The 13,419-nt window shown below is 38.4% G+C and carries 12 protein-coding genes; 11 read left to right on the forward strand and 1 reads right to left on the reverse strand.

What is annotated here, in order from left to right; translation table 11 throughout:
• The 7 genes from IEX65_RS12680 to IEX65_RS12710 form a co-directional block, all read left to right on the forward strand.
• The coding region (locus IEX65_RS12680; RefSeq protein ID WP_308424959.1) for a hypothetical protein at window positions 1-646 on the forward strand (646 nt) is incomplete at its 5' end.
• A 10-nt stretch (window positions 647-656) separates the two neighbouring features.
• Window positions 657-1,802: a ligand-binding sensor domain-containing protein gene (locus IEX65_RS12685; protein ID WP_188766453.1), complete on the forward strand. Its 1,146-nt coding sequence runs from the start codon at window positions 657-659 to the stop codon at window positions 1,800-1,802.
• Between the two features lie 49 nt (window positions 1,803-1,851).
• On the forward strand, window positions 1,852-2,988 hold the full coding sequence (locus IEX65_RS12690; protein ID WP_188766454.1) for a ligand-binding sensor domain-containing protein: 1,137 nt from the start codon (window positions 1,852-1,854) through the stop codon (window positions 2,986-2,988).
• 249 nt (window positions 2,989-3,237) lie between these two features.
• The gene (locus tag IEX65_RS12695; RefSeq protein ID WP_188766455.1) at window positions 3,238-3,975 is read left to right on the forward strand and encodes a hypothetical protein; all 738 of its coding nucleotides are present in this window, start codon (window positions 3,238-3,240) and stop codon (window positions 3,973-3,975) included.
• A 26-nt stretch (window positions 3,976-4,001) separates the two neighbouring features.
• Window positions 4,002-4,757, forward strand: a complete 756-nt coding sequence (locus IEX65_RS12700; protein ID WP_188766456.1) for a helix-turn-helix domain-containing protein — start codon at window positions 4,002-4,004, stop codon at window positions 4,755-4,757.
• A gap of 26 nt (window positions 4,758-4,783) precedes the next feature.
• On the forward strand, window positions 4,784-5,428 hold the full coding sequence (locus IEX65_RS12705) for a TMEM175 family protein (RefSeq protein WP_188766457.1): 645 nt from the start codon (window positions 4,784-4,786) through the stop codon (window positions 5,426-5,428).
• Window positions 5,403-6,671, forward strand: coding sequence for an FAD-dependent oxidoreductase (locus IEX65_RS12710; protein ID WP_229250657.1), 1,269 nt, complete (start codon window positions 5,403-5,405; stop codon window positions 6,669-6,671). Before IEX65_RS12705 ends, IEX65_RS12710 begins: the two co-directional genes overlap by 26 nt.
• 73 nt (window positions 6,672-6,744) lie before the next feature.
• On the opposite strand, the gene IEX65_RS12715 is transcribed toward IEX65_RS12710, so the two are convergent.
• On the reverse strand, window positions 6,745-8,634 hold the full coding sequence (locus tag IEX65_RS12715; RefSeq protein WP_188766458.1) for a peptidase U32 family protein: 1,890 nt from the start codon (window positions 8,632-8,634) through the stop codon (window positions 6,745-6,747).
• 503 nt (window positions 8,635-9,137) lie between these two features.
• On the opposite strand from IEX65_RS12715, the gene IEX65_RS12720 reads away from it, so the two are divergent.
• The 4 genes from IEX65_RS12720 (at window position 9,138) to IEX65_RS12735 (ending at window position 13,339) form a co-directional block, all read left to right on the forward strand.
• Window positions 9,138-9,737, forward strand: coding sequence for a hypothetical protein (locus tag IEX65_RS12720; protein ID WP_188766459.1), 600 nt, complete (start codon window positions 9,138-9,140; stop codon window positions 9,735-9,737).
• Window positions 9,738-9,746: 9 nt separating this feature from the next.
• Window positions 9,747-11,102 carry a hypothetical protein gene (locus IEX65_RS12725; protein WP_188766460.1) on the forward strand — a complete coding sequence of 452 codons (1,356 nt, stop codon included), beginning with the start codon at window positions 9,747-9,749 and terminating at the stop codon, window positions 11,100-11,102.
• An 85-nt stretch (window positions 11,103-11,187) separates the two neighbouring features.
• Window positions 11,188-11,754 carry a hypothetical protein gene (locus tag IEX65_RS12730; protein ID WP_188766461.1) on the forward strand — a complete coding sequence of 189 codons (567 nt, stop codon included), beginning with the start codon at window positions 11,188-11,190 and terminating at the stop codon, window positions 11,752-11,754.
• A 100-nt stretch (window positions 11,755-11,854) separates the two neighbouring features.
• Window positions 11,855-13,339, forward strand: a complete 1,485-nt coding sequence (locus tag IEX65_RS12735) for a S41 family peptidase (protein ID WP_188766462.1) — start codon at window positions 11,855-11,857, stop codon at window positions 13,337-13,339.
• Window positions 13,340-13,419: the final 80 nt, after the last annotated feature.

The raw sequence follows: 13,419 nt of genomic DNA on the forward strand, positions 1-13,419 counted from the left end.
GGCACAATCAAGTTTCGCTTTTTACAGGTATAACCCTACTTCGCTCGGCACATTGCAACGTCTCTACAACGCAATCACATTATTAACTAAACATACAAAAATTATGAAAAAACTCATTTATGTGCTGCTCTTGCCTCTGGTTGTGGTAGGCGGGCTGGTATTTGCCAATCGTGAAATTAAAAGTAAAACATCTAAAAAGCCAATAGCAAAGCCTCCTACCGCTGCTGAAATGAAAGCTGCCAGAAAACAATGGGAGGCATCGCCAGATGGTATCATGTACAAAAAATGGGAAGCCTCTGCCACTGGTAAAAAAGTGTATGCCAGTGAAGCTAAAATAAGGAAACAGATAAGTACTTATAGCAATATGGAGGCAGTTGTAACTTCTCTTTCACTTCCTACTGGCTCAAGAGTAGGGTTCGGAGTAATGGCCAATATTAATGGTGAAGATTTTATCCTTAGTTTTGGACCGCTGAAGTCTGATGAATTTCAACAACTGAATAGTCTGAAAGTGAACGACAAAATACTTGTCAAAAGTCATTTTGTATCGCACGCACCCAAGTACACCTATCCAATCGTATCGGGCGACTATGTAGAACGTGATAGTAAAATAATTTATAACCGTCCACCCCGTAAGGGTGGTTGCTAAGAAACAAGTTATGAAATTCATACAAATATACGCTTCGTTCTTGGTGGTTGTTTTTTGCACCTCCTGCAACGGACAAGTAAAATCAAATGCCTCGAAACCAATTCCCAAAGTAATCAGAAGCTTTAAGCCAGCAGCTTTAGCACCTGATTTCGATACAACCTTGGTTAGTCAGTATATCAGAAGTATTTTTCAGGATTCAAAAGGAAATTTATGGTTTGGTACGATAGGCGATGGAGTTGTGAAATACGTTGCTTCGACTTTGCTCAGCACAGGTGTAACAACTTTAACTTACTTTTCCAACCCCGATGGTTTTTATAACCAAACGGTCTATGCTATCAACGAAGATAAAGACGGAAATATGTGGTTCGGAACAGACCAAGGAGTTTATAAATACCCTTCGGCTTCGCTTACTTCGACCCTGCTCAGTACAAGCAGGTCAGGTGAAAAAAGTTTCAAGAATTATAACCAAAAAGATGGTTTGAACCATGTAGATATAACTCGCAAAGGAATTTTGGTTGATAAATCTGGGAATATTTGGGTAGGAACACATGGAGGAGTGTACCGATATGACCCAGTGGCAGATAACGAAGGCCGAAAAAGTTTTTCGCTGTTTAAAGAGCTTCCACCTATGAATGTTGCGGGAATTATGGAAGACAAAAGCGGAAATATTTGGTTTGCTTCATCAGATAGAGGTGTCTTTCGATATAACCCTTCAGAAGGAGAAAAAAGCCTTGTAAATTTCAATGAAAAAGAAAATTTAGGCGAGAACTATGCAGGCGGCATCGCACAAGACAAAGCTGGAAATATGTGGTTTACGATGAAAAACGGCATTTGTAAATATGACCCCTCGGACAAAACTTTCACCGAATACACCGCTAAAGATGGCTTAGGCGGCACCGAATTTTGGGGTATCTACATCGAAGAATCAGGCATTATTTGGATTACAGCACGAGGCAGTACCACCAGATTCGACCCGTCGATTCCTCTACCAAATCCAAAAGCTTTTAAAGTCTTTACACCCGCAGATGGCCTAAATTGCTGTGTACAAAGCATGTTTCAAGATAAAGATGGCAATATGTGGTGGGGAACAGGGCAAGGTCTTTATCAGTTCGATGGCACTCGTTTTTATCAAGTTAAGAAGACTGGCCCATGGTAATGATACCCCGAAAACAAACAAAACATTAAAATTATAAACAATTATAAATATGAAAATCTATTCACTACTGATTGCATTATTGTTGCTGCAAAGTTGCCATAGCAAGGCACAAAATCAGGTATCTCAACCAAAACTTATTATTCCTGCTGGTACGAGCCAATACACGTTTGTGCGTAACATGCTACAAGATAAAGCAGGCAATATGTGGATTGCTACGTCGGGAGCGGGAGTGTACCGCTATGATGGAAAAGGCTTTGTGAATTTTACGACAAAAGATGGCCTCAATAGTAATATTGTTCAGTGCATATTGGAAGATTTTAAGGGGAATATATGGATAGGGACAAAAGATGGGGTTTGTAGATTTGATGGAAAGAAATTTACGGATTTTCCTCTTCCATGGACTCGAACGCCAATTACAAGTCCGTTTTTTCGACAAACGGTACCCCAAAAAGGTTGTATGCCCCCAGCCAATAAAACGGTGTTGAGTATGTTTCAAGATAAAATGGGAAATATTTGGTTTGGAACTCAAGATGAAGGTGTGATTCAGTATAACGGTAAATCATTTACGGAGTTTTTAGCAAACGAAGGGCCAGTAGGCAATGATGGATTTCATCATGTAGCTATTTATAATATCTATCAAGAAAAATCGGGTAATATTTGGTTTGGGTCGTATCGCTACGATGGCAAAAATTTCAAGAATTTCCCACAAGAAGAAAATACAACGAAAGCATCAGATACGATAGTAAAAAGCTTCAAAGATATGCTCGAACAGAAAAGTATGTATAGCTCGGCAAATATGGTTGTGGAAGATAAAAAAGGAGACCTTTGGTTTAGTCATGCCTGCCGCTACGGAATAACTAAATATGATGGCAAAGCACTTACACATTTTACTGATAAAGATGGTTTCTGCGATAATATCATCAGAGCAATGGTTGCTGATAAAGAAGGTAATATTTGGATTGGGGGCGTGCGTAAAGATGCTAAAGGAATAAAAGAGGGTTGCATAAGTATTTACGATGGTAAGAGTTTTAGAGCATTTTCAACTGAAAAGTTGAGTAATAGTGCCATCGAAAGCCTTTTTGTAGATAAAGATAATAATATCTGGATAGGAACTCGTGAAGTCGGCCTTTACCGCTACGATGGGAAAACTTTAACAGCATTTACCGAAAAGCCCGTCAATAACTAAGCTTTGAATGGCACAACAATTATGAAAAAATAACACTCAACTGAGCGACCACCCAACGGTATCGCTCAGTTTTAGTTTAGGGCTTCCTATCCAAATTATAAAGGTTTTGCCATACTTTGTCCACAGGTTTGCATAGCGTAATTTGATTATTTATATTTGGGAATAACTGAATGATGTAAAATTTACAATCGTATTATTTTAATAAAGTAAATCATTTAAGAAAAGCAAAAGGAGAATAAACCAAATTAAATGCTACTCGAAGAAGTCATAGAAAAATCGTATAAACTTTTTGAAAGCTACACCATTGGCCAAACCTTAGATGTTTGTAAACGATGTTGTGTTAGTGATGCCGATGAAGCTCGATTAGTGAATACTCCTCTACGAGAAGTTTCGAGTTCGGTTTTGAGAGCAGGTTATTTTGAATCGGCAAGGGCTTATACCGACCGAGAATTATGGGAAATGAAGCACTTTCTTCCGAGAGTTTTAGAGCTTGTCAGTAATTTCGATTTTCCTTGTGTTTCGGTTGAGGAGGTTTTTCTGAGATTAGAGCTACACCAACCAAAACGTTGGACAAGCGAAGAATTACAATTATTACAAGATTTTTCGGTCGAATTCTTTAAAAAGTGTTTGTCATACTACCCATATTCGCCTGATGGTGATGATATTTCAACGTATTTGACAATGTTTGGGGTTGCACACTTCCCTGTAAGACCTATTTTAGATGCGTGGACAAATGCCGAAAATACAGAAAGCACACTTCTATTCAAGGATTTTGTCATTAACGAATTCAATTATCAAACCTCAAGCTATTTTGAAACTCAAAACGAAAACGAAACTTTTAATGAAATCGTATCCAACTGGCTCAATGACGCTGCTGTTAAAAGTAAGTTCTCTATAAAGATAGATAGTATTTTGGCAGAACATCAGAACTTAGATGCTGATGTAATTCAAGAATCAAGATTGGTGAAGGAACTTCTAAACATGTAAATAAAGATTTTTATCAATCCGCCTCAATGTTCAAGGATTTTAATTTCAGACTTATCAAACCCGACAAATCACTTGTAGATTTTGTGGAAAGCTTTTGGGTGTTAGAAAACACTTCTGACTCCGATAAGGAAGTTATTATCTTACCCGATGGCAAACTTGATTTGTTCTTTTCTCAATCGGCCATTGAATCTTTTCATGTTACCCTTTCGGGTCTCGAAACCCATGCCGATACCGCTCTGTTAGCGGCCAAAACCAAAATGTTTGCCATTAGTTTTAAATTGCTTGCTACCGAATATATTTTGCACGATACGATTTCTCATTTGCTTGATTATGCCAAACATTTAGCCCCTGATTTCTGGGATTTTAATGCCAATGACCTTCAAGATTTTGAGCTGTTTTGTCAAAAAGCAACCGAAAAAATTCAATTACTTATTCCAACAGAAATTGATAACAGAAAACAAAAACTATTTAACCTTATTTATGCCTCCAACGGAGCCATAACGGTCAAAGAACTTTCTGAACAAGTGTATTGGAGTAGCCGACAAATCAACCGATATTTTAATCAACAATTTGGTCTTTCTCTAAAAGCCTATTGTGGAATTCTTCGATTTAGGGCATCTTTTAATCATATCAAAGAAGGTAAATTATTTCCAGAACAAAACTTTACCGACCAGTCTCATTTCATTAAAGAAGTAAAAAGGCTTTCTGGCGTTTCACCAAAAGAATTGAAACGAAATCAAAACGACCGATTTATACAATTTTCAGCTCTTGATAAGGGCTAATTTTGTATCTTAACACTATTATTCCTATGAAAATGTATCATAAAAAAGAAATAGCTTACGAAAGGATTTTGTTTTTCAGCGATGCCGTAGTAGCTATTGCCATTACCTTATTAGCTTTAGAGTTAAAAATAGAAGTACCGACCGATAAACCTCTCTCATTTGCCGATTTGCTGGCCCCTTGGCACCAGTATTTGGCATTTATTCTTTCTTTTCTAAATATTGCTGGCTTTTGGAAAACCCATCATGATTTTTTCATCTGTATCAAAAGAATGGATGAAAAACTTCTTTATCTAAATATCCTTTGGTTGTTTTTTATTGTTGCATTGCCTTTTTCAACGTCTGTATTGAGTAATCATTTTGGTAATACACCTGCCATATTTCTATATAGCCTGAATATCTTTTTTATATCTGTTTGTCAGAATTTCATTTGGGATTATTCTGCTGATAGAACTGATTTTATGGATAAAGAAAACATAGATACCAGTTATCAGGCCAATACCCGAATCATGCTCAATCTCGATATGCTTAATGGCCTCATTGCGGTTATCACTGCCTTCTTTTTCCCTAAAGCTGCCTTCTTCTTTTTATTTTTCAAATTGCCAGTTTTTGTTTTTGCTGCTCTTTATATCGGAGGTAATAGAAGAAATGAACGAAAAAAACTACGTAGATAGTAGTAAAATCAAAACGTCCGATTTATACAATTTTGAGTTCTTACGACCGAATAATTTTGCATCATATTTAAAATTATTCGATATGTTGATAACAAATAAAACAATCGCCATTATTGGTGGAGGCCCCGGTGGCCTAACATTAGCACGACTTTTACAATTGAAAGGAGCCAACGTAAAAGTATATGAAAGAGATTATAACAAAGATGCACGAGTACAAGGCTCACCCCTCGATTTACACGAAGATTCGGGATTAGCGGCATTACGAAAAGCCAATTTATTAGAAGAATTTAAGAATAATTTTCTTGTTGGAGCTGACAAAACAAAGATTCTCAACGAGCGAGCAGAAGTTTTTTACAGCGACCACGACACCAAGCCAAACGAGAATTTTGATGATGTAGGTTTTCGCCCCGAAATTGACCGTGGTGCTTTAAGAAAGATATTATTGGAGTCGTTGCAGCCCGATACAATTATTTGGGACAGCCATTTCATATCAATGGAAAAACAGAACGAAGGCTGGCTTTTGCATTTCAAAAACGAAACTTCTGTATATGCCGATATTGTAGTTGCAGCCGACGGAGCAAACTCTAAAATTCGTCCGTATATTACTGATATCAAGGCTTTTTATTCGGGTATTATGATGCTCGAAGGTAATATTTATGAAGCGGCCAAACAAACACCAAATATATCAACTCTACTCGGAGGGGGTAAAATAATGGCTTTTGGCAATGAACAAGATATATTGATGGGGCAAAAAGCTAAGGGTGAAATCGGATTTTATATCAGTTTTAAAGCTGAAGAAAATTGGGCTCGCAATAGTAGTTTAGATTTTTCGGATAGAGACCAACTACTTGCTTGGTTTAAAACTAAATACGCCAACTGGAGTAGTATTTGGCACGAATTATTTGAAAATAGTGCTATACCTTTCATCCCACGCCCAATCTATTGTATGCCTTTAGACCAAACTTGGACAGCCCAATCAAACTTAACCATGATAGGAGATGCGGCACACGTAATGCCTCCATTTGCGGGCGAGGGTGTGAATATGGCCATGCTCGATGCCTTAGAACTAAGCGAATGCCTAACATCTATCAAATATGATTCTCGTCAAGATGCCATTGCAACATTCGAGTCAAATATGAGAAAACGAGCAGCCATCATAGCTAAAGAATCGCTTGATAATGGAGAACGAATGCACGCCGCTAATGCTTTAAGCACCATGCTTGAGTTTTTTGGTGGGAATTAGAAAACTCTTTTAATAGTCAGCAAAAATCCGTCTGGCATCAAGTACCAGACGGATTTTCTGTTTAATTGAAATTTTATTTACTAAACCAGCCCAATTGCTCATCTTCGTCTTCAAATTCTAACTCGGCATCTTTTTCCCAAATTTCCATTTCGCAAGGCTTGCAATTAAACTTCAATTTGTATTCGTTTTCGCCGTGTTTGAGGGTTAGTGGTTCTACTAATTTCTCGCCCATTGTTTCACGTTGGAATCTCGCACATTTGCCCAATTCATATTTCACGCAATATTTGGTGGTCATTACTCGTGCCTTGCCTGGGTCCCATTGTAGTTCAAAAGCTTTTTCGATTTCCGTTACGCCGTGACGTTTATAAAAGGCTCTCGCCAGTTTGTTCGATACGTTGTAAGTATAATCTAACTTTTGTACTGGATACGGGTGGTCGGTTTTCTGAATCTGGAAAGTTTCTCGGTGGTATTCTTTCACACGAATATCCACGAGTTGTTCTAAAACTTCACGTCTGATTTCGTTTACTTTCGAGATTGGTAAAAACCAATTCCCCGAAAACTCTACCTCAATATCATCTACAATAAACGGCGTGTTTCCTGTCTTTGCTAAATTTTTCTTGATATTCGGAATCACCGATTCGGCTGAGTTGGCCAATACTTTTTCAGCTTGCACACTTACGGTATTGTGGTGTCCGTCTTCGTCAATTGCTTTTAGCTGGAAACCATCGACAGTTTCGGTAAAGTATAGTTTCACGCCAATTTTACGCACCGCACTGTTTTCTTTTTCAACCATCTTGTTGAACTCAGCATCAGAATTCCGGTAAATAACCGTTCCGACAGGTAGCGGCTTGAATGTATTCGGAATGACAATATTATTGATAATGATATTGATTTGAGCTCCATCGGCCTCGCCATTGGCATTGATGAAATAAAGACCATCGCCGTTGTTGAGTTTTTCGTAATTTTCAATTACATAGCCATTAGCTTTCACCTCAAGCACTTTTCCTATCAATTGCCCCTGTGATTTCGGACTTTCCCAGTTACCGATTTTTTCTTTACGCTTGTTTACAAAATAATCGGTATAGCCACGGTTGAAACTTCTGTCCATTTCTGGCTCAAAATTATAGAAAGTTCTACCCGACGATGCTTTTTGGTATTTATCGGCATTCACTTCCAAGAAAGAGTCTAATTTCTTTCTCAAAAACGAAGTATTATTTTTTACATAAACAATATCTTTCAAACGCCCTTCGATTTTGAACGAACATACACCAGCTTCAATCAGATTCGGCAATTGGTCGCTTAAATCTAAATCTTTGATTGACAATAAGTGACTATTTGCAATGAGCGTTTTGCCCGTTCCGTCAATCAACTGATAGGGCAAACGGCAGTTTTGGGCACACGAACCACGATTGGCACTACGCTCGCCACCCGCAATACTCATGTAACAATTTCCGCTAAACGAAACGCACAACGCCCCCGAAACAAAGAATTCGAGTTCGATATCAGTCGCTTCGTGAATTTCACGCACTTGGTCGAGGTTCAGCTCACGAGCCAAAACCGCACGTTTCATGCCTGCATCGGCCAAAAACTTGACGTGTTTTGGGTCACGATTGTTGGCTTGTGTACTGGCATGAATCACGATTGGCGGCAAGTCCATTTCCATGATGGCCATATCTTGCACAATGAGGGCATCAACACCAATGTCGTAGAGTTCATGAATCAGTTTTTTACATTGATTGAGTTCGTCATCGTACAAAATTGTATTGATAACCACAAAAACTTGTGCCTTGAATAAGTGAGCATAACGCACCATTTCGGCAATATCTTCAACCGAATTGGTGGCGTTGGTTCTGGCTCCAAACTGCGGAGCTCCAATATATACAGCATCTGCACCCGCATTAATGGCGGCCATACCTTGTATCAGGTTTTTGGCTGGCGACAGAATTTCAATTTTCTTTCTCATACGATATTTCGTATTGATATTTTTTATTTGATTCGAAATGAAGTACAAAAGTACGAAATACTTCACAAAATATTAGGTTAAATGTTATTAGAAGCTATAACCCGTTCTTTCACTACAAGCAAATCAAGGTTTTAACATTTTTTTAATAAAAATCAGACAACCATTAAAAATGTAGTCACGTCTTAGTAACAGTTGAATGATTCCGTAAACCCGTTGAACGCTAAAATTCTCAACAAATATCTGCTAAATATATTGTCAAGATAATTACTTACACAAAGGTCTAATAACATCAAATTTAATTGTAATTGGCTTTGCCCATTTCTGAGGCAAGATGATACTCTATTGCCTTTAAAACTAACACAATCTATTGACTATTAACCACTTAACCACAAACAAGCATATTTTTAATGCTTCTTTAAGACACTTTTAAAATTGTTTTTAGAGTTGAAACCCAATTTTATGTCATCAAAAGAAAACAATAACATTTTAAATAATCGAAGACAATGAAAGCGAAAATTGTATTAGTAGCGGCGATGTTTCTACCGCTTTTTAGTCAAGCAAAAACTGTAAGCCTAAATGAGGCTGTGAGTATTAATACCACTGGCGGTGACATACCGAAGAACGGCGTTTATTTAAAGCCAGATGAGTTTAAGAATGAGACTCCCGAAATGGGATTTGGCGATAAATCGAAGAAGTTTAAGATTCACGAAAGTGTCTTTCAGAATAAATTGATTTTGGTTGAAGGAGTAGAAAAAGCAACATTTCCGACAAAAGCTATCTGGGGCTTTAGAAAAAACGAGATTGATTATCGAACATTTCAGAACGAAGACTACCGCATTGAATATGCTCCAAAAAATAAAGATTTCGTAGTTTACTCATTAGAAGTGCCCAACGGCTACAAAAAAACAGTAGATGAAAAGAAATATTTTTTCAGCCGAAACAGCGATGCAGCCATCTTTGAAGCTACGCCCGAAAACATCAAAGAAGTATTCTCCGACCAACCCCAGTTTGTCGATGCCATTGACAAAATAGATTTTTCGGGTCAGTTGCCCATTCAACAAATCGAAAATATCATCAAAGTTTATGCTGTTCAAGTAAAATAACGCAAGAAAATGAAAAATAACACCCAAATACCAAACACACCCAGTGTTTTAGCGGGAGCTTTGATACTTCGTGGAATGTTGATGATGCTACTATTGAGTACCGTAAGCTTTTGGAGTTTCGGTCAATCAAGTCAACTCGAAACCGATAAAGGAATTGCGGCAGCTATTGCTCCGTATAGTCCAGAGATTCGTCAAGCAATTTTACAGGCGAGCCAATATCCTGAGATTTTATCGAACCTACAACAGCGACAAAACCAAACACAAACTACTTTTTTGCAAATGATTAGTGGTTTTCGTCAGAAAAAAGAGGGTTGGGTTTATGCAATTACTCGATACCCCGATTTGATGCACACATTGGCTACCTTACCTGATGGCCAAAGCAGTGAGGCAATCAACCAGCTTTTGCCCAATCAAGACCCCGAATTACAGGAAGCAGCATGGAAACTTTATCAAAATGAAAAAGAAGACCTCGTAAAGTTGGATAATATGAAAATGGCTGCACAAATGGATTTTGACAAATCTATTCAAAATCTTGATACCGATTCAAAAGCAGCCTTTCAGAAACTCTCAAACCTACCAGACGTACTGACGCTCTTGACCAATAATATTGCCTTGACTACCAAATTGGGCAATATGTATAATGCCAATCCTGCTCAGCTTCAAGAGCAATTGGCGGCTCTTCATGATAGCTTGAATGTACAGAATCAGTATGAGATTGCGGCATTTAAAAAGCAATTAGAAAGCGACCCGCAGGCAATGCAAGAAATGACCCAAGCAGCCAAAGACTATGCCAATGCCAACGGTTTGAGTTTGCCGAACCAACCATATAATAGTGCTTATAACGCCAGTTATTACGCAAATCCTTACTCTTATTGGTTTGGCTACCCTACTTGGTATTCATCACCAATCTGGTATCCAGGAGCATTTGGTTTTAACTCAGGGTTCTACTTCGGATTAGGCGGTTTTGGACTATACGGATTCCCATCTTATGGTTTCTCAAACTGGTTTTTCAACACTGGGTATTACTACCGTTATCCGCATCTTTACCGCCAATTTGGCGATTACTACCGCTCCAACATTACAGGGCATCGAATCATTGGCTCAGCAAACGGTGGCTTTATGGGCGTTGCCAATAATCATTTTCATCCAAATGGCGGCCGAAACCTCAATTATCTCACAACGCCATCGGCGTACCGTCGCCCAAGTGGCAGTTATCAAGTAGGTGCCAACAATACGCACACGGGTGCCAGCACCTATCACGGCCAATCGTGGGGTTCGATAAATAGCAGCAGAGGTAGCTATTCAGCAGGGGGCTTTCATGGTGGCGGTGGTTTTTCGGGCGGTGGTCGAGGAGGTCGTCATTAATTCAAAGACTAAGGTGGGGTAGCCATCCCGCCTTAGTTATCAACAACACTTCAATATATTTTTTCACGTTTAAACTATCAACAAAATGAAAACGTTAAAAACATCTTTCGCTTCAGCATTATTGCTTTTAGTATCATTGGGTTCGGCTTTCGCACAAAACATCTCGCAAGTAGTTATTGCGTCAAGTCCCGATGGTGAGAAAGGAAGCACCGTCATTTCAAAAGTAGAAAAAGATTTGCAAGAAGTAAAACCTATCGAAAAGGGTTTAGGATTCATGAAAACGTATCCGACTCGCTGGAAAATTTCGCAAGAACAAATTGATACTTATGGTAAAGGCTACGACAATACATTTACCGAAATCACAACCAAATCAGATAATGAAACCCAAACTGCGGTCTATAATTCTAAAGGCGAAATGGTACAATTTAAGGGAATGGTTATTAATAAACCTCTACCACAGGCCGCAATGGATGTAATCATTAATAAATACAATGATTGGAAAATACTTGGTAATGTGCAGGTATTCAATAGCGAAAGCCGCAAACCTGATTTTATCAAAGTAAAACTTGCCGAAGGCATGAAAAGAAAAACCTTGTTTTTTGATTTAGAAGGCAAAAAACTAAACCGTTTTCTGAAACCAGTTAATAGCTAAAATACCAACGACTAATAGGCTAATGCTGAACATTTACCTATTAGTCGTTTCATTTTGAAGCAAAATCCTCTATACATCTAACTAAATTAACTACAAATCAATGAAACAAATCAGACAAATAAAATGGCTTTTAGGATTAGTGATATTCGGTTTTCTGTTGAGCTGCAATAAAACCCAAGACCCAACTCCAAGCAATTCGACAAGTACCAGCACGACAACAAGCCCTACAACAAACAACAATTACGCAAGTATCAATAATTGGGTGTATAGCGTAATGAGTGATGCTTATTTTTGGAACAATCAATTACCAGCCCTCTCGTCGTTGGATGCCACGAGCAATCCGACCGATTTTTTTGAAAAACTCATCTACCAACGTACTACAACCGACCGTTTTTCAGATATTACATCCGATATTGATGCCCTCCAACAAGAGTTTAATGGCGTAAATACCGTTTTTGGCATCAGATACATGATTGGCTACACCGATTCGGGAAGTAGCAACGTGGGGTTATTTTTAAGTGCCATAACTCCCAATAGTCCTGCCGAAAAAGCGGGCTTAAAGCGAGGAGATTTTGTCATGAAAATTAATGGAAAACAACTCACTAAAGATAATTACCAAACACTGCTTGGCAGTGGAGATACGCAAACTTTTACACTCGGAACAATCTCAAATGGTGCTTTTGTTGTGGACGACACCAAAAATATAACCATGACACGAGCAGAAGTAACCGAAGACCCTGTTATGTTTTCTTCGATTATTGATAAACCCGCTTTTGGGAAAAAAGTAGGTTATTTGGTTTATACGCAATTCGTACCAGGTTTGGATACGGGCGATACTCTAAAATACGATAACGAATTGAGACAAATATTTGCCAACTTCAAAAATCAAGGTGTCAATGAATTGGTGCTTGACCTTCGTTTCAACCCAGGTGGGTATGTCAGTAGTTCTGTCACGTTGGCCTCATTGATTGTCAAGAATCTATCAACCAAAAATGTATTCTGCAAAGACCAATACAATGCCAGTTATCAAAGTTATTTTACCCGAGCTTACGGGAGTAATTTTTTCAACAATTATTTTCAGGCCGAAAGCAATAATATTGGTAATAACCTAAGTCGAGTATTTGTGCTTACTTCAGATGGAACGGCTTCGGCCAGCGAATTAGTAATTAATGGCCTCAAACCTTACATGAGCGTCATTACGATTGGCGACCACACCTACGGCAAAAACCTCTTCGGAACACTCATCAACGATGACAAAAAAAGATGGTCGTGGGGTATGTACGTCATGCTCGGACAGACCACCAATGCTAATGGACAATCTGATTACGGGAATGTAAATGGAATTGCTCCGACCTACCAAGTTTCGGATGAAGTTGTGCCATTCAAACCTTTCGGAGATGAAACCGAAACGCTATTGAGCAAAGCACTACTCGTAATGGGAGTTCAGACAAATGCTATGGCAAGAAATGCTCGAACTACCGCAAATTTGAGTGTTGAAAAGCTTTCGAGCGAACACTTCTCTGATAATACACAGCTAAATCAGAAACGAATGCTTGTAAAGCACCTACCGATGATACCGAAATAATTATCTATTCAAATATAACCTTATGTAGGCTGAGGTTTATTCAGCCTACATTTTTTTATTAATGCTGGCTTAAACATAAA

The sequence above is a fragment of the Emticicia aquatilis genome (genome assembly GCF_014644295.1).
Taxonomy (GTDB): domain Bacteria; phylum Bacteroidota; class Bacteroidia; order Cytophagales; family Spirosomataceae; genus Emticicia; species Emticicia aquatilis.